This window comes from Pseudomonas sp. CFBP 8770, from assembly GCF_014841705.1.
Taxonomy (GTDB): Bacteria; Pseudomonadota; Gammaproteobacteria; order Pseudomonadales; family Pseudomonadaceae; genus Aquipseudomonas.
Genome location: NZ_JACYUL010000001.1, coordinates 732,328 through 755,048, shown reverse-complemented (window position 1 = coordinate 755,048; position 22,721 = coordinate 732,328). Strand labels below are relative to the sequence as shown.

The window sequence follows — 22,721 nt, the reverse complement described above, 5'->3', positions numbered from 1 at the left end:
CCCGAATCGAAAGGAATCCAGCATGTTGCCACACAGTCACCCGCGACCCGTGAATCCAGCGCCGAAATTCGCCTTGAGCCGTACCTGCACCGCCGTGCACATGGCCTTGCTGTTCGGCCTGAGCGGCGTTTCGATGGGCGCCCTCGCCGAGACTCAAGAGCAGGCGGAAAAAGCTCGCACAGCGGCCGGCCAAGGCAGCCTGGTACTGTCCGAGACCACTATCGAAGGCACCCAGGACACGCTCGGCACCCTGATGCCCGAGTACGCCGGCGGACAAGTGGCGACCGGTGGGCGGGTCGGTCTGCTCGGCAACAAAGACATCATGGAGACGCCCTTCAGCACCATCAGCTACACCGACAAATACATTCGGGACAGGCAGGCAAAGGACATCACCGACGTGATCGCCGCCACCGACCCGTCCGTCTTCAACAACGGTATCAAGGGCACCTACGGCGAGAACTATTCGATCCGCGGTTTCGGCGTGAGCGTCAGCGACATGACCGTCGACGGCCTCTACGGCATGGCACCCTTCTACCGGGCATCACCGGAAATGTACGAGCGTATCGAAGTGCTCAAGGGCCCCTCGGCGCTGCTCAATGGCATGCCACCCGGCGGCTCGGTGGGCGGCATCGTCAACTTGATTCCAAAGCGCGCTGGCGATACCCCGCTGACACGTCTGACCGGCACCTACCAATCGGATGCGCAGTTCGGTGGGCATCTGGACATCGCTCGACGCTTCGGCGAAGGCAACCAGTTCGGCGTGCGCTTCAACGGTGTCTACCGTGACGGCGACACCGCCACCGATGACCAGTCGTCGCGCAACGTGCTGTCTTCGCTGGCGCTGGACTGGCGCGGCGAACGCGCCCGGCTGTCCGTCGACCTCTTCGACGCCGACGACCGTGTCAACGGTCAGAACCGCGGCATTGGCCTGGCTGCCGGCGTCGGCATTCCCAAGCCGCCGAAAGCGGGAACGCTGCTCAACCCCGACTGGGCCTACGTCGAAACCAAGGACAAAGGCGTCATCCTGCGCGGCGAGTACGACCTCAGCGACGCCGTGATGGCCTACGGTGCGGTGGGCACCAGCAAAACCCATTACCAATACAGCGGGGCGATATCCTCGGCCGTGATCAATGCGGCGGGTGATTTCAGAACGACCATGGGGCTGCTGAAAACCGAAATCGAGAAAACCTCGGCCGAGGTCGGCCTGCGTGGTCATTTCGATACGTTCGGCATCAATCACCAGTGGTCGGTGAACGCGACCCAATACAGTGACAAGGAAAAAAACTTCGGTCTTCGTGCGGTACCCAATTCCATCATCACTACCAACATCTACCACCCTGTCTGGGGGCCGAAATCGCCCGAGTCCTGGCCGCCGGTTTCGCACACCGAAAACGACCTGAAGAGCTACGGCATCGCCGACACCCTGTCGATGTTCGACAATCGCCTGCAGGTCACTGCGGGCGTACGCCGTCAGGAAGTGGTCACCGATACGTTCAGCGTCGTCACCGGCGCGCGCAACCGACCCAATTACGATACCCATGCCACCTCCCCGGCAGGCGCCATCCTGTTCAAGCTCACCGACAATTTGTCGCTGTATGCCAACTACATCGAGGGCCTGAGCAAGGGTGCCTCGGCGCCTGCGAGCGCCGCCAACGCCGGTGACGTATTCGCGCCGTTCAAGTCCAAGCAGAAGGAAGTCGGCCTCAAGCTCGACCTGGGCACCTTCACCCACACCCTGGCGGTGTTCGAGATCAAGCGCCCGAACGCCTACACCGACCCGGCCACCAATATCTATTCGTTCGGCGGTGAACAGCGCAACCGCGGCGTGGAGTGGGGTTTCTTCGGCTCGCCGATGATGGATGTGCGGCTGATGGGCGGTGTCGCCTACGTCGACCCGGAAGTGACCAAGAGTGCCGGTGGCGCCACCGACGGCAAGAAGGCCACCGGTTATCCCAAACTGCAGGGCAAGCTCGGCATCGAATGGGACACGCCCCTGCTTGAAGGCCTGACGCTGACCGCCAATGCCACGGCCGTCTCCGAGCAATACATCAATGCCGACAACAGCCTTTCCGTCCCCGGCTACACCCTCTTCGATGCGGGTGCGCGTTACACCACGCATGTCTCCAACAAACCCGTGACCTTGCGTGCCAACGTGCGCAACCTGACCAACAAGGATTACTGGGGCATGCCGCTGACGCAGAGCCTGGGCCTGGGCGCGCCGCGCACCTATGAGCTGTCGGCCAGCGTCGATTTCTAGAACCAGGCCGGCCCGTCGGCACTTGCGTCCCTGGGCGCGGGTCAACGTGCCGGCCCAGGGGCCTTTCGCGGCCACCGGCCGCTCACACAAGGGCGACGCTCGTTGTGTGGGAGCGGCCACTCGGGTACTCGACTCAGTGCAAATGAACTTGTGACCACGGACGGTTACAGTCACTCTTTGTCGATTTCCGCCCATCGAGCCCAACAGCCGCCATGACCCGTCAGTCCCCCACGTTTCCCTCGCGAGGCCCCTCCGATCACAGCGTTCGCGATCAGATCGTCGAGGCCGCCATGGCCCATTTCGGCCATTACGGCTATGAAAAGACCACGGTGTCGGACCTTGCCAAAGCCATCGGCTTTTCCAAAGCCTACATCTACAAATTTTTTGAATCCAAGCAAGCTATCGGCGAGATGATCTGCGCCAGCCGGCTGGCCATGATCATGACCGTGGTCGACCAGGCCATGGACCAAGCCAGCAGCCCCTCCGACAAGCTGACTCGCTTGTTCAAGGCCTTGGTGGAAGCCGGCAGCGAGCTGTTCTTCCATGATCGCAAGCTCTACGACATCGCCGCCGTGGCAGCCCGGGACAACTGGCCCTCGGCGGCGGCGCACGGCCAACGCCTGCACGCGCTGATCGAGCAGATCCTGCGCGAAGGCAGGGAAACCGGCGAGTTCGAACACCAGACACCTTTGGACGAATCGAGCCACGGGATCTTTCTGGTGATGCGGCCCTACATAAGTCCAGTGCAGCTGCAATACAACCTCGAGAGCGCCACGCTCGCCGCCGTGCAACTGCCCGCGTTGATACTGAGAAGTCTGGCACCTTGATTTGTGACCATTGACTGATTTGGTCACTAGTAGCAAACTCGGATTCCTTCTCCCCGCTGCGTAAGGAATCCCATGTCTCGGCTTCGCGCTCCCGTGCTCGGTATTTGCCTGCTGCCTGTGCTTCTGACCGCCTGCGACGGCCAGCCTAGTACCGTCGACCCACGCACGCAGCCACCTTTGGTGAGGGTGATCGAGGCCGACCACGCAACGGATGTCGACCGCGTGTTTACCGGTGTGGTGGCAGCGCGCGTGCAAAGCGACCTGGGCTTTCGAGTGGGCGGCAAGGTCGTGGAGCGTTTCGTCGATGCCGGCCAGTCGGTCAGCCGCGGACAGCGGTTGATGCGGCTCGACCCCGCCGACCTGACGCTGCAGTCCACCGCCCGCGAGCAAGCCGTTGCAGCCGCTCAGGCGCTGGCCACGCAGACTGCGAACGATGAGCGGCGCAATCGCCAACTGGTTGCCAGCGGCGCCATTTCCGCTGCCAACTACGACCGCTTCAAGTCAGCGGCCGACACTGCCCGAGCCGATCTGGTGGCACTGCAGGCGCAGGCAGCGGTGGGCCGCAACGAAGCGGGCTACGCTACCCTGACGGCGGATTCCGACGGTGTGGTCGTGGCCACCCTGGCCGAACCAGGCCAGGTCGTGAGCGCCGGACAACCTGTGGTGAGGCTGGCCAAGGCAGGCCTGCGCGAAGCGGTCGTGCAACTGCCCGAGACCCTGCGGCCGGCGCCGGGCAGTACCGCCCAAGCCAGGCTGTTCGGCAGTCCAGGCAACAGCGTCAGCGCCACGCTGCGACAGTTGGCCGACGCTGCCGACCCGCTGACCCGCACCTTCGAAGCGCGCTATGTGCTGACCGGCGAACAGGCCAATGCGCCGCTGGGCTCGACTGTGACCCTTGCCATTGCCCCGACGCCTTCGGTAGCCGACGCCCTGAGCGTGCCCATGGCGGCCATCCACGACCCAGGCAACGGACCTGGTGTGTGGATCGTCGCCGGTACCCCGGCGAAGGTCGCGTGGCGGGCCATCCAGGTCGTTGGCCTGAGTGATGACACAGCCACGGTGCGCGGCGTGCAGCCAGGCGAGCGGCTGGTTGCCCTAGGCCCTCACCTGCTCCATGAAGCAGAGGAAGTGCTGGTGGCACCGCAGGATCTGCGCGCCCAGGCCGGGTCTCAGCCATGAGCGGCAGTCGCTTCAATCTGTCCGCCCTCGCCGTGCGCGAGCGGTCGGTGACGCTGTTCCTGATTTTCCTGATCGCTATCGTCGGCACCCTGTCGTTTTTCAAGCTGGGCCGCGCCGAGGATCCGCCCTTCACGGTAAAGCAGATGACCGTGGTCACGGCCTGGCCCGGCGCGACCGCGCAGCAGATGCAGGACCTGGTGGCCGAGCCTCTGGAGAAGCGTCTGCAGGAATTGAAATGGTACGAGCGCAGCGAAACCTACACCCGGCCGGGCCTGGCCTTCACCCTCCTCTTTCTGCAGGACAAGACCCCGCCTGCCCAGGTCGAGGACGAGTTCTACCAGGCCCGGAAAAAACTCGGCGATGCGGCCAGCAGCCTGCCGGCCGGGGTGGTCGGGCCCATGGTCAACGACGAGTTCGCCGACGTCACTTTCGCCCTGTTCGCGCTCAAGGCCCCAGGTGAGCCGCAACGCCTGCTGGTGCGTGAGGCCGAATCACTGCGTCAGCGTCTGCTGCATGTGCCTGGGGTGAAGAAGGTCAACATCATCGGCGAGCAGTCCGAGCGGATTTTCGTATCCTTTTTCCATGAGCGCCTGGCGACACTGGGCGTTGCACCCCAAGACATCTTCGCCAGCCTGAACGGACAGAACAGGCTGACCGCCGCAGGCGCCATAGAAACCCAAGGCCCCCAGGTGGTGGTGCGACTCGACGGTGCCTTCGACACGCTGGACGCCATTCGCGACACGCCGGTGATCGCCAGCGGGCGCACGCTCAAGCTGGGCGATGTGGCCACGGTTGCGCGCGGCTACGAAGACCCGGCCACGTTCATGGTGCGCCATCAGGGTGAGCCGGCGCTGCTTCTCGGCGTGGTCATGCGTGATGGCTGGAACGGGCTGGATCTGGGCAAGGCGCTGGCCGCCGAAACCGCGAAAATCAACGCCGGGATGCCATTGGGCATGACTTTTTCGCAGGTTACCGATCAGTCGGTGAACATCGGTTCGGCAGTGAACGAGTTCATGATCAAGTTCTTCATTGCCCTGCTGGTAGTGATGGTGGTGTGCTTCGTGAGCATGGGCTGGCGCGTTGGCGTGGTGGTTGCGGCGGCGGTGCCGCTGACGCTGGCGATCGTGTTCGTGGTCATGGAAGCCACCGGCAAACATTTCGACCGCATCACCCTGGGCTCGCTGATCCTGGCACTGGGGCTGCTGGTGGACGACGCAATCATCGCCATCGAGATGATGGTGGTGAAAATGGAGGAAGGCTACGACCGCATCGAGGCGTCGGCCTATGCCTGGAGCCACACCGCGGCGCCCATGCTGGCCGGCACGCTGGTGACCGCTGTCGGCTTCATGCCCAACGGCTTCGCCCAGTCCACGGCCGGCGAGTACACCAGCAACATGTTCTGGATCGTCGGCATCGCGCTGATCGCATCCTGGGTGGTGGCAGTGGTGTTCACACCCTATCTGGGGGTGAAGCTGCTGCCGGCGATCAGGGCCGTCGAAGGCGGTCATGCGGCGATCTACGACACCCCTCACTACAACCGTTTTCGCCGGTTCCTGAATCAGGTCATTCGCTGGAAATGGCCGGTGGCAGGCCTGGTGCTCCTGTCTTTCGCCCTGGCGATCGTGGGCATGGCACAGGTCAAGAAGCAGTTCTTCCCCACCTCAGATCGACCGGAAGTGCTGATCGAGGTGCAGATGCCCTATGGCACGGCCATCGAGCAGACCAGCGCAGCCACTGCCAAGATCGAGGCCTGGCTGCGCCAGGAGGAAGCGGCAAAGGTCGTGACTGCCTACATCGGGCAGGGCTCGCCGCGGTTCTATCTGGCGATGGCGCCCGAACTTCCGGACCCCTCGTTCGCCAAGATCGTCGTGCTGACCGACAGCCAGGCGGCGCGCGAGGCCCTGAAGCTGAAGATCCGCGCGGCGGTGGCGGGCGGCCTGGCACCCGAAGCGCGGGTGCGGGTGACCCAACTGGTGTTCGGGCCCTACTCGCCCTACCCGGTGGCCTACCGCGTCACGGGGCCGGATCCGCAAGTGCTGCGCGAAATCGCCGGCAGGGTACAGACGGTCATGCAGGGCAGCGCGATGATGCGCACCGTGAACCTCGACTGGGGGCCGCGGGTGCCGACGTTGCATTTCGTCCTCGATCAGGATCGCCTGCAGGCTCTGGGCCTGAGTTCCGCTGCGGTTGCCGAGCAGCTGCAGTTCCTGTTGTCCGGGGTACCGATCACCGCCGTGCGCGAGGACATTCGTTCGGTGCAGGTAGTGGGCCGGGCAGCCGGGGGGATCCGCCTCGACCCGGCGAAAATCGGAGGCTTCACCCTCGTCGGCGGCAATGGCCAGCGCATCCCGCTGTCGCAGATAGGCGCTGTCGAGGTCCGCATGGAAGATCCGATTCTGCGCCGCCGCGATCGCGTGCCGACCCTGACCGTGCGCGGCGACATCGCCGAGCACCTGCAGCCGCCGGATGTCTCCAGCCAACTGACAAAAGCCCTGCAACCAATCATCGCCGAGCTTCCAGACGGCTACCGTATCGAACAGGCAGGCTCCATCGAAGAGTCGTCCAAGGCAACCGCCGCGCTGGCGCCGCTGTTTCCGATCATGATCGCCATCACCCTGCTGATCATCATCCTGCAGACCCGCTCGATGTCGGCCATGACCATGGTGTTCCTCACCGCCCCCCTGGGGCTGATCGGCGTAGTGCCTACACTGCTGCTGTTCAACCAGCCGTTCGGCATCAATGCCCTGGTCGGGCTGATCGCGCTGTCTGGGATTCTGATGCGCAACACACTGATCCTGATCGGGCAGATCGACCTCAATCAAAAGGCTGGTCTAAAACCCTTTCACGCCGTGGTCGAAGCCACCGTGCAGCGCGCGCGACCGGTGCTGCTGACGGCGCTGGCGGCGATCCTGGCGTTCATCCCGCTGACCCATTCGGTGTTCTGGGGCACCTTGGCCTACACACTCATAGGGGGCACGTTCGGCGGGACGGTCATGACCCTGATATTCCTCCCCGCGATGTATTCCATCTGGTTCCGCATTCGTCCGGATACCCGTTCAACACGTCATCCAATGACAGGCTTGGAGAAACACCCATGAACAATCGACAGGGTCAGAAACGCATCGTCGTCACCGGTACCGGGCTGGTAACGCCGCTGGGATGCGGCGTCTACGAGGTCTGGCGGCGGCTGTTGGCGGGTGCGTCGGGCATCAGCCCGCTGCCTGCGCACATCGGTGAAGGTACCGGGGTCGCCGTGGCCGGGCAGGTTCCCACGCTGGAGGCCGACCCGGTGGCAGGCTACGATGCGCAGGCGCTGATACCGGCCAAGGAGCGCAAGAAGATGGACCGCTTCATCGAGTTCGCTCTGGTCGCCGCGCATGAAGCGCTGTCCCAGGCCAGATGGCATCCCACCGGTGAAGCCCAGCAGCAGCGCACGGCGACTGTCATCGGCTCGGGCGTGGGCGGCTTCGGCGCGCTCGCCGGGGCCGTGCGCACGACCGACGAGCGCGGACCGCGACGGTTGTCACCGTTCACGGCGCCATCGTTCCTGGCCAACATGGCGGCCGGGCACGTGTCCATCAGCAACGGATTCAAAGGCCCCCTGGGCGCCCCGGTCACCGCGTGCGCCGCGGGCGTGCAGGCGATCGGCGATGCCGCACGGCTGATCCGCAGCGGTGAAGCCGACATTGCCATCTGTGGCGGAACCGAGGCGGCCATCGACCGCGTCACCCTGGGCTGTTTCGCGGCCGCGCGTGCGCTGTCCACGGGTTTCAACGACCGGCCGAGCGAGGCATCGCGGCCGTTCGACCAGGATCGCGACGGGTTCGTGATGTCCGAGGGTGCGGGCCTGCTGGTGATCGAATCGCTCGAACACGCGTTGGCCCGAGGCGCCACGCCGCTGGCGGAACTGGTGGGCTACGGCACCAGTGCCGACGCCTATCACCTGACGGCCGGCCCGGAGGATGGCAGCGGAGCCCGCCGGGCCATGGAACAGGCCCTGCGCCAGGGCGGCATCGACGCCCAGGATGTGCAGCACATCAATGCCCACGCGACGTCTACGCCAGTCGGCGACAAGGGTGAACTGGCGGCCATTCGCGCCTTGTTCGGCACCCGCAGCGGTCTGGCGGTTACTTCGACAAAATCGGCGACCGGCCATCTTCTCGGCGCTGCTGGCGGGATCGAGGCCATCTTCACCGTGCTGGCCTTGCGCGATCAAATCGCGCCGCCGACGCTGAACCTGCAGACCCCCGATGAAGCGGCCGACGGGCTCGATCTGGTCGGCCCGACTGCACGCAAGACAGCGATGACCTACGCCCTGTCCAACGGCTTCGGCTTCGGCGGCGTCAACGCCAGTGCATTGTTCCGGCGCTGGGAGGGCCGATAGCCGTCTGCCTGGCCAACCCGTAGGAGCGGTCCGTGGCCGCGAAAAGGCGCTGCGGTGAATCAGGCAGACCTCGGTGCGCCCTTCGCGGGCAGAGACCCGCTCCCACAAGGGGCGAGGCATGCACCGCTCCCACAAGGGGGGAGCGGCGCATTGATCTCACTGATGATCACTATCAAGCGCTGCGCCTCCCAGGCTGCGGCGGGCCTCCCCTATAATCGCCGGCAATCCCCCGCTCCACACGCCTGCACTCTGGCGACATACCCCTTTGGAACCGATGCCCATGCCCACCCCCCAATCGGCCTCCCCCGGCCTTTCCGAACGTAACCCGCAAAGCGTCAAGCAACAGTGGCTGGCGATCCTGTCGGTCGCCGTCGGCGCCTTCGCTCTGGTGACCAGCGAATTCCTGCCCGTGGGCGTGCTCAACGATGTTGCCAGCGACCTGGGCATCACTGCCGGTCGTGCCGGCCTGATGGTCACCCTGCCCGGAATCATGGCCGCCCTTGCGGCGCCATTGCTGTCGGTGGGCATCGGTGCGATGGACCGCCGCTACCTGCTGACCGGTCTGACGCTGATCATGATCATCGCCAACACCATCGTGGCCTTCGCCAGCGACTTCAACGTTCTGCTGATCGGCCGCGTGTTGCTCGGGGTGAGCATCGGCGGCTTCTGGGCCACCGCAATCGCCTTGAGCGGTCGACTGGCGCCCAAGGGCGTCGGCGTGGCCAAGGCAACGTCGATCATCATGATGGGTGTGACCCTGGCCACGGTACTGGGCGTACCCGTCGGCACCTGGCTCAGTGGCCTGATGGGCTGGCGCATGACCTTCCTGGTCACCGCGCTGGTGGGCGTGCCGGTGCTGCTGGCGCAGATCTTCCTGTTGCCGCCGCTGTACCCGGACCGAGCCATTCGCGTCAGGGACCTGCCTGCACTGTTCACCAATGCGCAGGCGCGGGTCGGCTTGATCGCCGTATTGCTGATCGGCCTGGCGCACTTCGCCGCATACACCTACGTGGCGCCGTTCTTCAAGCAGAGCGCCGGCTTCGATGGGTCCACCATCGGCTCGCTGTTGCTGCTCTATGGCATGGCCGGCGTGCTCGGCAATGTATTCGCCGGCTTCGCCGCCAACCGCAGCGTGCGCAACACGCTGTTGCTGGTGGCGCTGATGATCGGCACCAGCACCGCCCTGTTCCCCCACTTCGCCACCGGTATCACTGGGGCCGCCATGCTGATAGCCCTGTGGGGCTTTGCCTTCGGCGCCTTCCCGGCATGCGCCAGCATCTGGATGTTTGTGGTCGCGCCCAAGGATGTGGAGCGTGGCATGCCGCTGTTCGTTGCGCTGTTTCAGGTGATCATCGCCCTGGGTTCGTTCTTCGGCGGGCAGATTGTCGATCAGTTGGGCAGTTCGGTGTTGCTGAGCCTGGCCACGGCCCTGGTCGGCGCAGGCTTCGCCACGGTGTTGGTGTTGGGCCGCAATGTCAGCAACAACGTGGTGGCTCAACCCGCCTGAACCCAACTGCGCCGACAGTTGCCAGCAGGTCGTCGGCGCAGGAGTGGACCGCGCAAAAAAAGTTGAACTGCTTTTCCAGCCGTTCACCTAATGATCAGCTTGTGAATATTCCCACAGGCACTGTGTCAATATCGGCACTTTCCCCAGAGGTGGTCAACGTGGCTAAAGACGAGAAGAAAACCAAAAGCGATGCTTCGAAAGCCAGCAAGGAAATGAAGGACAAAAAGTCGTCACCGGAAAAGAAATCTGCCGCAGCCTCCGCGCTTTCGAAGTCCTCCGACAAGGAGAAAAAAGACAAGAAGAAAGACGCCGAGCCGAAGAAAACTGCCAAGAAAGCCGACAGCAAGCCGGAAAAGGCCAAGAAGTCGGACAAGATCGAAAAAGCAGAAAAGCCTGCGAAGAAGAAAAAGTGATATCCGTTGTCTGCTAGGGCCTTGTGCCCTAGCGTCCTTGCGCTCTACCCCCCCCCTCGATACCCCTGTTCCCCCCAAAACCACGCGTGTCTCGACAGCCAAGCCTTCACGCAAGGCCTACGCGCGCACGACCACTACGGTCAACCAAGGCATCCGATAGATCCGCACCGGCTGGGTACGCGCGAGCATGTCGAGCATGCCGGGAATGTCGTCGAGGTTGAACACGCCACTCACTGCGGTGCTCGGCAGGCTGCCGGCGATCACCAGTGAACCGGGCAGATAACGTTCGATGTCCGCAAACACCTCGGCCAACGGCTGACGGTTGAAGATCAACTTGCCGCGCTGCCAGGCCGACGCGGTACCCAGGTCCAGAGCGCCGGCCGCCGAGGGTGCTGCTCCGGCAGCGTATTCAAGACGCTGGGCTGCCTTCAGGGGTACCACGGCCCCGCCAGACGAAACCTTCACTTCTCCCTCCGTCACACCTACACGCACCTGTTCACCCTGGCGATCAACGTCGAAGCGCGTCCCCACGGCCTGCACGCTACCGCCCGAGGCCTGTACCACGAACGGTCGCGAGGCGTCCTTGCTGACCTGAAACAGCGCTTCGCCCTTGATCAGGCTGATCTCGCGCCGCATGGAAGAATAGTGAACCGACAGCGCCGAGCCGCTGTTCAACCAGACCTGGCTGCCGTCTTCGAGGGTCAGTGCGCGGCGCTCACCGACCGGCGTGGCATAGTCGGCGAAATACACCTTGGCCGGCTCGCTCAACCCGGTCAGGGCCAGGGCGCCCACTCCCGCTGCCAGCGCTGCCCAGCGCAGCGGCCTGCGCGCGACCCTGGCGGGTGCGACGAAGCTCTGCGCGGAGCGCGTCTCGGGAAGTGCCTGCCACATCCGCTCGGCCAGGCGTGCCGCTGCCTCATGCTCCGCGCTGCGCCGGCGCCAGCGGGCAAAGGCGCGGCGATCCGCCTCGCTGGCTCGGCCCGATGTCAGGTGCACCCACTGCTCGATGGCCTGATCTTCCAGGTCGATGGCAGAAGCGCTTGGCTTGATGGGCTCGTTCATGGTGTTGGGCTCGCGGGCGCCGCCGCATAGGCGTCAATGCCTTGCATTCTAAAGGCACTCCGACTGACGAAGCCAATCGCGGCAGTGCCGCATGGCGTGCACCATGTACTTGCCCACCGAACTTTCCGACACCCCAAGGCGCGTAGCGATCTGTGCGTGGGTGAGGCCTTCCAGGCGGCTGAGCAGCAACGCCAGGCGGGCATTGCTGGGCAGGCACTGCAAGGCCTTGTCCAACTGCTCGATGGCTTCGGCGGCAAGAAAGGAGCGTTCCGGCGAGGCCATTGGATCGCAGGGTTCCTCGTCGGGCTCATCGACCTGCAGCGCGCAATAGCGCCGTTCCTGGCGCAGGCGGTCGATGGCCAGGTTGCCGGCCACGCGGAACACGAAGGCGCGGGGCTCGAGAATCTGCGCCGTGTCGGCCAGGCCGGCCAGGCGCACGTAGGTGTCCTGCGCCACGTCGGCCGCCTTCTCCACATTCCCCAGGCGCCGTGCCAGAAAGGCCAACAGGTCGGCGTAGTGCTCCTGAAAGACCATCAGCAGAGGGTTGGAGTTGGGTGACACGGACATGCGCACGGCCCCGGCAATTGAGGCGCGCATCCTATCCCAGCTGAGAACAGTTATCATCAGAAACGCGGATGATAATGAAAATATTTTCAATCTGGACGGCAAGGTCGTGCCCTGTCGGTCGTCGTTGGAGTGAGAAGCATGATTCTCGGGCATTCCACCTCCATTGGCTTACGGACGTTTTTCAGATGCAGGCACGTTTCCCGTTGTTCACTCCCGCCACCGGTCGCACCCTGAGCCTGGCGCTGATGCTGGCCATGACGGCAGGCCTGCCGGCGCTTGCACCTCTGGCCCATGGCGCAGAGGCGACCACTGCCCTGGACCTGCAATCGGCAGAGCAGTCCCTGGATCAGGCGCTTACGCGGCTGGCAGACCAGGCCAACGTGCGTCTGATCTTCAACTCCTCGGATGTGGCCAACCTGCGCGCACCGGCCTTGAAAGGCCGATACACCCTCGACCAGGCCCTAGAGACGCTGCTGCGCGGCAGCGGCTTCGGCTGGCAGATGCTCGATGCACGCACCCTGGTGCTGCAGAAGCTGCCCGCGCGCGACGATCCCGCCATGGCGCTGGGCGCCACCACCGTCAATGCCATGAACGATCTGGGCAGCAGCACCGACGGCACGGGTTCGTACACCACCGGTAGCAGCAGCACCGCCGCGAAACTGAACCTGAGCCTCAAGGACACCCCGCAGACCGTCAGCGTGGTCACACGTCAGCTGATGGACGACAAGAAACTCACCAGCCTGGACAAGGTGCTGGAACAGACCCCGGGCATCACGTTCCAGTACCGAAACTTCGGCGGGCATGTGTACACCTCCCGCGGTTTTTCGTTGCTGGCGGAGAGCTTTCTGGTGGACGGTGTGCCTGGCCAGGGCTATCAGATCACCGGGTGGATGAAGCCCGACACCGCCATCTACGACCGGGTCGAAGTGCTGCGCGGCGCGGCCGGCCTGCTGGTCGGTGCAGGCGAGCCCGGCGGCGCGGTGAACCTGGTACGCAAGCGGCCGACCGCCGAACCGCGACTGACGGTACAGGCCAGCGCCGGTTCGTGGGACCGCTACCGCATGGACCTGGACGCCAGCGGCAAGCTCAACGAAACCGGCAGCGTGCGTGGCCGACTGGTCACCGCCTACGAAGACAACGGTTCCTACCTCGATGAACGCAACACCCGCACGCCGCTGGTGTATGGCATCGTCGAAGCCGATATCGACCCGGACACCACCGTGAGCCTGAGCCTGCGCCACCAGGAAAACGTCATCAACGGCTATTCGATCTACGGCCTGCCGCGCTACAGCAACGGCAACGCCCTGGACATCTCCCGCTCCACTTCCCTGGTGCAGGATTGGAACCGCCACCAAAGCGAGATGAGCGAAGCGTTCGCGGAAATCGAGCACCGCTTCAACGAACGCTGGTCTAGCACCACCTCGGTGACCGTTTCCGAAGGCAGCTTCGATCAACAGATCGCCTATGCGCGACGCACCATCAGCCCGGTGACCAATACCGGCTCGGTGTTTCAGGCCGCACTGTTTCGCCAGGACAAGGTCACCAGCACCGGGGTGGACAGCCATGTCAGCGGCAATTTCGATGCCTTCGGCCTGACCCATGACGTCACCGTGGGCGGCACCTGGTCGCGCCAGGAAGCGAACACCCAGCAGGCCACCGCCAGCCTGGGCAACCGGCCACTGAACATCTTCAATGTCGACCACCATGCCATCGCCAAGCCTGCCAGGCCGGCATGGAGCACCGATATCGACATGACCGAGGAGCGCGCGGGCCTGTACGCCAACTCGCGGCTGCGCCTCACTGAACCGCTGAGCCTGGTACTGGGTGGTCGCACCAGCTGGTACGACTACACCTACGACATCAAGCGCGGCGCTGCCCTGCCCTACGAGTCCAAGGTGACACGCAAGGTCACCCCCTACGCCGGCGTGATCTACGACATCAGCGACGACTGGGCGTGGTACGCCAGCTATGCGGAAATCTTCAACGCCCAAGGCAATTACGTCGATACCAGCGGTACGCCACTCTCACCCTCCGAAGGCGACAACTACGAGACCGGCATCAAGGGCGCGCTGTTCGACAATCGCCTGAACCTGTCGATGGCGCTGTTCTACATCAAGCAGACCAATGTCGCTCTGGTCGACCTGGCCAATACCAATTGCACCAGCAACGACTCCGAGGGCACCTGCTACGTCAACGGCACCATCAAGCGCAGCAAGGGCGTCGACCTGGAAGCCAGCGGCGAGATCCTGCCAGGCTGGCAGGTATTCGGTGGCTACACCTTCAACCTGCTGCGCAACAATACCGAAGACGTCGAGGTGGCCTACGAGACGCCCAAGCACATGCTGCGCCTGCAGACCAGCTACAACCCGCCCGGTGCCTGGGACCGGCTGACCGTCGGCGGCGGCGTGTCGGCGCAGTCCTACTACAAGGCCTCGTCGACCACCGGGCTGGACTTCGGCAGCCAGGGCTACGCTATCTGGGATGCGCGGGTGGCCTGGAAGCTGGACGAGCACTGGAAGGTGCAACTCAACGCCGAGAACCTGTTCGACAAGCGTTACTACACCACTGCGGTAGCGGTCGACCGCTCGAACGTGTTCGGCGAGCCGCGCAGCTACATGCTGACCCTGCGAGGCGATTTCTGATCGCGTCGACCTCGGGATCAGTGCGCTGAACGGCTCCCTGCGCCGCTCCCTGGGCTGGCTGCACACCTGGTGCGGCCTGGTCTGCGGCTGGCTGCTGTGCGTGATCTTCCTGACCGGCTCGTTGAGCGTGTTCCGCGAACCCATCACCCGCTGGATGGAGGCGCAGCCCATCGCCCTGCTCGACGCCGGGGGGCCGCTGGATCAAGGTTCTGCTGCCTGGCAAGCGCAGCGCTACCTCATAGCACACGGAGCCAGCGCGCGACTGTGGCGGGTGGAGCTGCCAACGCACGCGGGCGAAGCCATACGCCTGCTGTGGCGGGACGCAAGCGGCACGTCGCAGGTCGCCCTCGACCCTGCAACCGGTAACCCGGTGGTGCCCGGGGCGCTGCGCAAGACCGAAGGCGGCCGGCATTTCATGTCGTTCCACTACATGCTGCAACTGCCGGTGCTGGGCTTCTGGATCGTCGGCGCGCTGACCGTCGGCTTTCTGGTCGCACTGGTGTCGGGGGTAGTGATTCACCGACGTATCTTCGCCGACTTCTTTACCTTCCGACCCGGCCGCGGACCGCGTGCCTGGCTCGATGCGCACAACGCCGCGGCCGTGCTGACCTTGCCGTTCCAATTGATGATCGCCTACACAGGCCTGTGCATTTTTGCCAGCAGTTACATGCCGTGGCCGGTGCACGCCGTGTACGGTTCGAACGACGGTGCCCATGCACGCTTCAGCGCCGACCTGGCGCTGCAGGCGCCGACGGTGCGCACCCGCGCAGCGCTGGACGCACCGGCACCCTCCTGGGAGCGGCTGCTTGAACAGGCCCACGCATTGACCGGGCAACCGGCGCAGATGCTGCTGGTGGACAAGCCCGGCACCGCCAGTGCCAGCGTGCGCGTCATCGGTCGTCTCGACCCCGGCCAGCCTTCGTCCGATCTGTTCACGCCCCAGGCCAGCGTGCTGTTCGACGCGGCCAGTGGCGAGGTGCTGCAACTCAACCGGCCTGACCCGGACAGCGTGTCCATGGGCGCACGCATCGAGGGCGTAATGCGTGCCCTGCATTTCGCCGATTTCGGCAGTTGGGCATTGAGGTGGGTGTACTTCGCCAGCGGCCTGCTGGGCACGCTGATGATGGTCGCCGGCACGCTGCTGTTCTCGATCAAGCGACGGATCAAGGGGCAACACGAATTCGGCGCTGCGACTCGGCGCTTCTATCACTGTGTCGAAGCGCTCAACGTGGCGTGCAGTGCGGGCATTGGCCTGGCGTGCTGTGCCTACTTCTACGCCAACCGGTTGCTGCCACTGCAGTTGCCGGACCGGGCCAACTGGGAGATACGCTGTTTCCTGCTGATCTGGCTGGCGACCCTGCTGCACGCATTGTCTCGGCCCCGCCACTGCGCATGGGCCGAACAGCTAGGCTTGGCGGCGCTGCTGTGCCTGTGCCTGCCGCTGCTCAATCACTGGACCACGGGGCAGAACCTGTGGCGTTACGCTGCCGCCGGGGACTGGCAGCGCGCAGGTGTGGAAGCGGTAGCGCTGGGCTACGGCGCACTGCTGGCATGGGTGCTGATGAAACTGCAGCGGCGCCATCGACGGCAGGGCCTGATGCCCTAGCCGCGTAGAAGCCGGTTCAAGCCGCCGCAAAACTGTATACCATATGCGCTCCATCCCTCGAATGACCCAGCACCGTGGCCCAGACCAAACTCAACGCGCCGGACCTCGGCAATTCTCCCTCGACCTCGGAGATCATTACCCGGCACCTGCGCGATGCGATCGTTGCCGGGCACTTTGCCGAGGACGAACCGATCCGCCAGGATGATATCGCCCGCCAGTTCAATGTCAGCAAGATCCCCGTCCGCGAAGCGCTCAAGCGCCTCGAAGCAGAGGGTCTGGTCATGTTCCAGCGCAATCGCGGGGCGATGGTCACGCGCCTGTCGGAGTCGGAGTTGGCGCAAATGTTCGAAGTGCGCATGCTGCTCGAAGACAAGGTGCTGCGCCTGGCCATCCCGAACATGACCGAGGCGACTTTCGCCCGCGCCGAGAGCATCTGCCGCGAGTTCATCGGTGAAAACGACGTGGGCCGCTGGGCCGAGCTGAACTGGGCGCTGCACGCCTGCCTCTACGAGCCCGCGCAACGGCCGTTCCTGGTGGGCATGATTCGTTCGGTCAACGATAAACTGGAGCGCTATTTGCGCATGCAGATGAGCCTGTCGGCCGGCAAGGATCGCGCCGACCACGAGCACCGGGAAATTCTCCAGGCCTGCCGTGAGCGTAACGTGGAGCTGGCCGTGCGCCTGCTCGACGAACACATCGCCGGTGTCTGCCAGACCCTGTTCGAACATCTGCCCAGCGCCCGCTGAGCACCGGCACTGTGCCGAATTCGTCATTGCCATGAGCTAAATCGCTCAAGCCCCGGTGGGCTATCTGCGCCATTCTAAGGGTCACTTTACCGACCCGACGAGTGGCCCCATGACCCGCATCCAAGTGATCGACTCGCACACCGGTGGTGAACCCACCCGCCTGGTGATCGACGGCTTCCCCGAGCTGGGCGCCGGCAGCATGGCCGAGCGCAAGCAATTGCTCGCCGAGCGGCACGACGCCTGGCGCGCCGCTTGTGTACTGGAGCCACGGGGCAGCGATGTGCTGGTAGGCGCACTGTTGTGCACGCCGGTAGACCCGAACGCCTGCGCCGGGGTGATCTTCTTCAATAACACCGGCTACCTCGGCATGTGCGGCCACGGCACCATCGGCTTGATCGCCTCGCTGGCCCATCTGGGCCGGATCGGGCCGGGGGTGCACGCCGTCGAAACGCCGGTCGGCACCGTCCAGGCCACGCTGCACGAGGACGGTTCGGTGAGCGTGCGCAATGTGCCGGCCTATCGTTACCGCAAGGACGTCGCCCTGCAGGTGCCGGGAATCGGTTCGGTCACCGGCGACATCGCCTGGGGCGGCAACTGGTTTTTCCTGGTCGCCGAGCATGGCCTGGCGGTCAGCGGTGACAACCTCGACGCCCTCACGGCCTACACCGTCGCCGTGCAGCAAGCGCTGGAGGACCAAGGCATACGAGGCGAGGACGGCGGCCTGATCGACCACATCGAGTTGTTCGCCGAAGACCAACGGGCCGATAGCCGCAACTTCGTGCTGTGCCCCGGCAAAGCCTACGATCGCTCGCCTTGCGGAACCGGGACCAGCGCCAAGCTGGCGTGCCTGGCCGCCGACGGCAAACTGCAGCCCGGGCAGATCTGGCGTCAGGCCAGCGTCATCGGCAGCGAGTTCGAGGGTTCCTATGAAACTATGGAAGACGGCAGCGAGGGGCCCGTTGTACCGACCATTCGCGGCCGGGCCTACATCAGCGCCGAAGCCACACTGATCCTGCAGGCCGACGACCCCTTCGCCTGGGGTATCCGCTTGTGAACCCCACGGCCGTGGCCGACGCCATCGTCATCGGCGCAGGCATCGTCGGCGCTGCCTGCGCCCAGGCCCTGGCCCAGCGCGGGCTGAGTGTACGGGTGCTGGACGCCGGCACGCCCGGTGCCACGGCCGCCGGCATGGGCCACCTGCTGGTGCTCGACGACAACGCGGCCGAACTGGCCTTGAGTCAATATTCGCTGCAACGCTGGCGCGCCATCGCCAGGTCGTTGCCCGACGGTTGTGCCTACCGCAGCAACGGCACCCTGTGGCTGGCCGCCAACGCTGAGGAAATGGCCGTGGCCGAGCACAAGCTCGAGGTGTTGCGCGAGCATGGCGAGGCCTGCGAAATCCTCGCTGGCAAAGCCCTGCGCGAGCGCGAGCCGCTGCTTCGCGAAGGGCTGGAGGGTGGCCTGTTGATCAAGGGGGACGGCATTGTGTATGCGCCGGCTGCCGCCCAGTGGATGCTTGACCATCCGTTGATCCGCCAGCAACGCGCCACGGTCAGCGAGGTGGACGGTAACCGTGTGCGTCTGGCCGACGGCCAATGGCTCAGTGCTGGCATGGTGCTGTTAGCCAACGGCATCCAGGCCAGCGAGCTGTGCCCCGAGCTGCCGATCCAGGCCAAGAAAGGCCATCTGGCGATCACCGACCGCTACCCGGCGCAGATCACCCACACGCTGGTGGAGCTGGGCTATGTCACCAGCGCCCACAACGCCAGTGGGCCGTCCACAGCCTGCAACATCCAGCCGCGTCCGACCGGACAATTGTTCATCGGCGCGTCGCGGCAGTTCAACACCACCGATCCTGAAGTCGAGGCCTGGATGCTCGCCAAGATGCTCAGGCGCGCGGCAGAGTACGTGCCTGCGCTGAAGACGCTGAACGTGATCCGTGCCTGGACCGGTTTTCGTGCCGCCAGCCCGGATGGCCTGCCCCTGGTAGGCGAACACCCCCAGCGTCCGGGCCTGTGGCTGGCAGTGGGTCACGAAGGCCTGGGGGTGACCACTGCGCCGGCGACCGCCGATTTGCTGGTGGCGCAACTGTTCGACGAATCACTGCCGCTGGCGGCAGCGCCCTACCTGCCGCAACGCTTTCTCGGAGTATCCAGCCATGCTTGAATTGACGGTCGATGGACGCACGCTGCAGGTCGCAGTCGGCACCAGCGTCGCCGCGGCACTGGCGATGGCCGGTGACGGCTGCACGCGCACCTCGGTCAGCGGCCAACGGCGTGCGCCGCTGTGCGGCATGGGTATCTGCCAGGAATGCCGTGTGACCATCGACGGCGCGCGGCGCCTGGCGTGCCAGACGTCCTGCCGCGACGGCATGCAGGTACGGAGCCTGCCATGATCGAGCACGTCGACATTCTCATCATCGGTGCCGGGCCGGCCGGCATCCATGCGGCGCTGGCAGCGGCACCCAGCGGCCAGCGCATCGTGGTGCTGGACGACAATCCGGTGCCCGGCGGGCAGATCTGGCGCGATGGCCCACAGGCCTCGTTGCCCCCCCAGGCCACACGGCTGCGCGAGCGCCTGCAGGCGTGTGCCAACGTGCAGGTCCAGGGTTCGACCCGGGTGATTGCCCGGCCTGCGCCTCATCAGTTGCTGTTGGAGAACGACGAGCGCGGCTGGATCATCGGCTATGCGAAGCTGATCCTGTGTACCGGGGCCCGCGAGTTGCTGTTGCCCTTCCCCGGCTGGACGCTGCCTGGCGTGACCGGTGCCGGTGGCCTGCAAGCGTTGATCAAGGGCGGCCTGCCCGTTGCGGGCGAACGCGTGGTGGTCGCCGGCAGTGGCCCGCTGCTGCTGGCCAGCGCGCACAGTGCAACGAAGAACGGCGCACGGGTGCTGCGCATCGCCGAGCAGGCCAGCACCCGCGCCGTGGCAGGATTTGCCGCGCAGCTGCCACGCTGGCCACACAAATGGCTGCAGTCGTTGCAACTGTTTTCACCCGCCTATCGCACCGGCAGCCATGTGCTGGCCGCTCTGGGTGACGACCGCCTGGAAGGCGTGCGAGTGATGCAACAGGGGCGCATCAGCGAGCTGCCCTGCGATCGGCTGGCCTGCGGCTTCGGCCTGGTGCCCAACACGCAGCTGGGCGAGGCCCTTGGTTGTGCGCTGCAGGACCGGGCCATCGCCGTCGATGCCTGGCAGGCGAGCAGCCAGCCGGACCATTTTGCCGCAGGCGAATGCACCGGCTTCGGCGGCAGCGAGTTGGCCTCGGTGGAAGGCAGCATCGCCGGGCACGTCGCAGCTGGCGACCAGGCGGCGGCGCAGCGGCTTTGGCCACAGCGCACCCGTTGGCAAGGCTTCGCCGCCGTGCTGAACCGGGCGTTTGCCCTCGAGCCTGCGCTCGCTGCCCTGTGCGCGCCGGACACTCTGGCCTGTCGCTGCGAAGACGTGCCGTTTGCGGCGCTCGCCGCCCATTGCAACTGGCGCGAGGCCAAACTCGCCACCCGCTGCGGCATGGGCGCCTGCCAGGGGCGGGTGTGTGGCGCCGCCACCGCGCACCTGTTCGGCTGGCAACCCTCGGCACCGCGACCGCCCTTCAGCCCGGCCCGGATCGAGACCCTGCTGCACCTCGACGGCCACCCGCCCTGCTGAACCCCGCTCTGCTGAACACAGTGTTCGGGCTTTGCGCAGCAGCCCGGCAGCACTATCCTGCGGGAGTCACTTCCGGACCTCGACCCCATGCTCGCCGCATTCCTCAGCGCCAGCCCGTGCCAACTACCGAACCTGCTGGGCAGCCTGCAACCCTTGGCCCCCTTGCTCGACGCCTTGACCGACGTGGTGTTCTTCATCAAGGACGACGCCGCCCGCTATGCCTTCGTCAATGCCACCCTGGCCAAGCGTTGCGGCTTCAAGACCAGTCAGCAGCTGCTGGGGTTGACCGCCGAGCAAGTGTTCCCGGCGCGCTTCGGCACGCTGTACACCGAACAGGACCGCAAGGTCCTTGGCAGCGGCCGCGAATTGGCCAATCAGCTGGAGCTGCACCTCTACTATGGCAACCAGCCCGTGTGGTGCCTGACCCACAAGATCGCCCTGCACGATGAACAAGGGCGGATCATCGGCCTGGCCGGCATCTCCCGCGACCTGCAGTTGCCTCAGTCCAGCCACCCGGCCTTCGCGAAACTGGCGGCGGTCGACGCGCACATCCGTACCCACTTTCATCGCCCAATCAGCCTCGCGGAGCTGACCGCCATTGCCGGGCTGTCGGTCGCGCAACTGGAGCGCCACTGCAAGCGGATCTTCCACCTGACCCCGCGCCAGCTGATTCACAAGGCGCGTCTCGAGGAGGCCTCGCGCCTGCTGCGCGAGGAAGACCTGCCCATCACGGAGGTCGCCCTGCGCTGTGGCTACACCGACCACAGTGCGTTCAGCCGGCAGTTCCGCGCGCTGACGCACCTTTCGCCCAGTCTGTACCGCGAAAGCCACCGCTGATGTTCCGTTAGCGGGCAGTCAGCAGAGCAATGCTCCCTTATGTAACACCCCACCGCATCACACCCAACTCTTCCTCCGCCGTCGATCCTGAATGAATGCGCCCTGATTCAGGGGCTTACGACGACAGTACGAACATGGACAGAAACAGGCACGCCTGTTGCATTTGAAATATCGTATACGAAATTCTCAGATGCATTTCAGTGCTCACTCCATTCCGAGGCCTCCATGAAAACTCCTGCCTTCGCTGTAGCCCTAACCGCTGTGCTCAGTACTTCTTTCATGGCGACTGCCCAGGCCGACAAGCTGGACGACATCATTGGTTCCGGCAAGCTGCGCTGTGCGGTGACACTGGACTTCCCGCCCATGGGCATGCGCGACAGCGCCAACAAGCCTGCCGGGTTCGACGTCGATTACTGCAACGACCTGGCGAAGGTGCTGGGCGTCGATGCCGAAGTCATCGAGACGCCGTTTCCGGACCGGATCCCGGCGCTCATTTCGGGCCGTGCCGATGTGATCGTGGCCTCCACTTCCGACACCCTTGAACGGGCCAAGACCGTCGGCCTCAGCGTGCCCTACTTCGCCTTCCAGATGGTCGTGCTGACCCGCGACGACACCGGCGTCAACAGCTTCGACGACCTCAAGGGCAAGGCAGTGGGCAATACCAGCGGCACCTACGAGGCCATCGCGCTGGAAAAGGATGTGAAGGGCTGGGGTAGCGGCAGTTTCCGTGCGTATCAATCGCAGAACGACACCATCCTGGCCGTCGCCCAAGGCCATATCCAGGCCACCGTGGTCACCAACACCGTGGCAGCCGCCACTCTGAAATCCGGCAAATACAAGAACCTCAAGGTCGCCGGCAATGCGCCCTACGTGATCGACTACGTTTCCCTGGGTGCCAAGCGCACCGAATACGGTCTGCTCAACTACCTCAACCTGTTCGTCAACCAGCAAGTACGCAGCGGCCGTTACAACGAGTTGTTCGTCAAATGGGTCGGCACCGACATTGCGCCCGCCAACCTCACCGTACCCAACGTCTACTACTGAGG

17 protein-coding genes and 1 pseudogene are annotated in these 22,721 nt (G+C 64.9%); 16 read left to right on the top strand and 2 right to left on the bottom strand.

The genetic code is table 11. The annotated features are described in order from the left end of the window. Positions 1–22 precede the first annotated feature (22 nt). The 7 genes from IFT98_RS03390 (at position 23) to IFT98_RS03360 (ending at position 10,567) form a co-directional block, all read left to right on the top strand. Positions 23–2,257 carry a TonB-dependent receptor gene (locus IFT98_RS03390; protein WP_244650806.1) on the top strand — a complete coding sequence of 745 codons (2,235 nt, stop codon included), beginning with the start codon at positions 23–25 and terminating at the stop codon, positions 2,255–2,257. 212 nt (positions 2,258–2,469) lie between these two features. Then, positions 2,470–3,084 carry a TetR/AcrR family transcriptional regulator gene (locus IFT98_RS03385; RefSeq protein ID WP_192047310.1) on the top strand — a complete coding sequence of 205 codons (615 nt, stop codon included), beginning with the start codon at positions 2,470–2,472 and terminating at the stop codon, positions 3,082–3,084. 72 nt (positions 3,085–3,156) lie between these two features. Further along, positions 3,157–4,263 carry an efflux RND transporter periplasmic adaptor subunit gene (locus tag IFT98_RS03380; protein ID WP_192047311.1) on the top strand — a complete coding sequence of 369 codons (1,107 nt, stop codon included), beginning with the start codon at positions 3,157–3,159 and terminating at the stop codon, positions 4,261–4,263. Then, positions 4,260–7,361 carry an efflux RND transporter permease subunit gene (locus tag IFT98_RS03375; protein ID WP_192047312.1) on the top strand — a complete coding sequence of 1,034 codons (3,102 nt, stop codon included), beginning with the start codon at positions 4,260–4,262 and terminating at the stop codon, positions 7,359–7,361. Before IFT98_RS03380 ends, IFT98_RS03375 begins: the two co-directional genes overlap by 4 nt. Next, positions 7,358–8,647, top strand: a complete 1,290-nt coding sequence (gene fabF, locus IFT98_RS03370) for a beta-ketoacyl-ACP synthase II (RefSeq protein WP_192047313.1) — start codon at positions 7,358–7,360, stop codon at positions 8,645–8,647. The genes IFT98_RS03375 and fabF overlap by 4 nt, the downstream gene beginning before the upstream one ends. A gap of 280 nt (positions 8,648–8,927) precedes the next feature. Further along, positions 8,928–10,154, top strand: coding sequence for an MFS transporter (locus tag IFT98_RS03365; protein WP_192047314.1), 1,227 nt, complete (start codon positions 8,928–8,930; stop codon positions 10,152–10,154). Between the two features lie 149 nt (positions 10,155–10,303). Beyond that, a complete protein-coding gene (locus tag IFT98_RS03360; RefSeq protein WP_192047565.1) occupies positions 10,304–10,567 on the top strand; it encodes a hypothetical protein in 264 nt (87 codons plus the stop codon). A gap of 117 nt (positions 10,568–10,684) precedes the next feature. Here the strand turns inward: IFT98_RS03360 and IFT98_RS03355 are convergent, their stop codons facing one another. Next, positions 10,685–11,629, bottom strand: coding sequence for a FecR family protein (locus IFT98_RS03355; protein ID WP_192047315.1), 945 nt, complete (start codon positions 11,627–11,629; stop codon positions 10,685–10,687). Positions 11,630–11,677: 48 nt separating this feature from the next. Next, complete coding sequence (locus IFT98_RS03350; RefSeq protein WP_192047316.1) at positions 11,678–12,196, bottom strand: sigma-70 family RNA polymerase sigma factor; 519 nt, start codon at positions 12,194–12,196, stop codon at positions 11,678–11,680. Between the two features lie 185 nt (positions 12,197–12,381). Here IFT98_RS03350 and IFT98_RS03345 point away from each other — a divergent pair, with 185 nt between their 5' ends. From IFT98_RS03345 to IFT98_RS03305, 9 genes and pseudogenes are all read left to right on the top strand, one after another. Further along, positions 12,382–14,838, top strand: a complete 2,457-nt coding sequence (locus IFT98_RS03345; protein ID WP_244650808.1) for a TonB-dependent siderophore receptor — start codon at positions 12,382–12,384, stop codon at positions 14,836–14,838. Beyond that, the gene (locus IFT98_RS03340) at positions 14,831–16,444 is read left to right on the top strand and encodes a PepSY-associated TM helix domain-containing protein (RefSeq protein WP_342214129.1); all 1,614 of its coding nucleotides are present in this window, start codon (positions 14,831–14,833) and stop codon (positions 16,442–16,444) included. The genes IFT98_RS03345 and IFT98_RS03340 overlap by 8 nt, the downstream gene beginning before the upstream one ends. A 74-nt stretch (positions 16,445–16,518) precedes the next feature. Then, positions 16,519–17,225, top strand: a pseudogene (locus IFT98_RS03335) (GntR family transcriptional regulator). A 74-nt stretch (positions 17,226–17,299) separates the two neighbouring features. Then, positions 17,300–18,244 carry a 4-hydroxyproline epimerase gene (locus tag IFT98_RS03330; RefSeq protein ID WP_192047318.1) on the top strand — a complete coding sequence of 315 codons (945 nt, stop codon included), beginning with the start codon at positions 17,300–17,302 and terminating at the stop codon, positions 18,242–18,244. Continuing rightward, positions 18,241–19,356, top strand: a complete 1,116-nt coding sequence (locus IFT98_RS03325) for an FAD-dependent oxidoreductase (protein WP_192047319.1) — start codon at positions 18,241–18,243, stop codon at positions 19,354–19,356. The genes IFT98_RS03330 and IFT98_RS03325 overlap by 4 nt, the downstream gene beginning before the upstream one ends. Continuing rightward, positions 19,349–19,585, top strand: coding sequence for a (2Fe-2S)-binding protein (locus tag IFT98_RS03320; protein WP_192047320.1), 237 nt, complete (start codon positions 19,349–19,351; stop codon positions 19,583–19,585). Before IFT98_RS03325 ends, IFT98_RS03320 begins: the two co-directional genes overlap by 8 nt. Continuing rightward, the gene (locus IFT98_RS03315) at positions 19,582–20,838 is read left to right on the top strand and encodes an NAD(P)/FAD-dependent oxidoreductase (RefSeq protein WP_192047321.1); all 1,257 of its coding nucleotides are present in this window, start codon (positions 19,582–19,584) and stop codon (positions 20,836–20,838) included. The genes IFT98_RS03320 and IFT98_RS03315 overlap by 4 nt, the downstream gene beginning before the upstream one ends. 87 nt (positions 20,839–20,925) lie before the next feature. Next, entirely contained in the window at positions 20,926–21,675 is a 750-nt protein-coding gene (locus tag IFT98_RS03310) for an AraC family transcriptional regulator (RefSeq protein WP_192047322.1), read from the top strand. A 225-nt stretch (positions 21,676–21,900) separates the two neighbouring features. Next, the gene (locus IFT98_RS03305) at positions 21,901–22,719 is read left to right on the top strand and encodes an ABC transporter substrate-binding protein (protein WP_122712864.1); all 819 of its coding nucleotides are present in this window, start codon (positions 21,901–21,903) and stop codon (positions 22,717–22,719) included. The last annotated feature ends 2 nt before the right edge of the window (positions 22,720–22,721 follow it).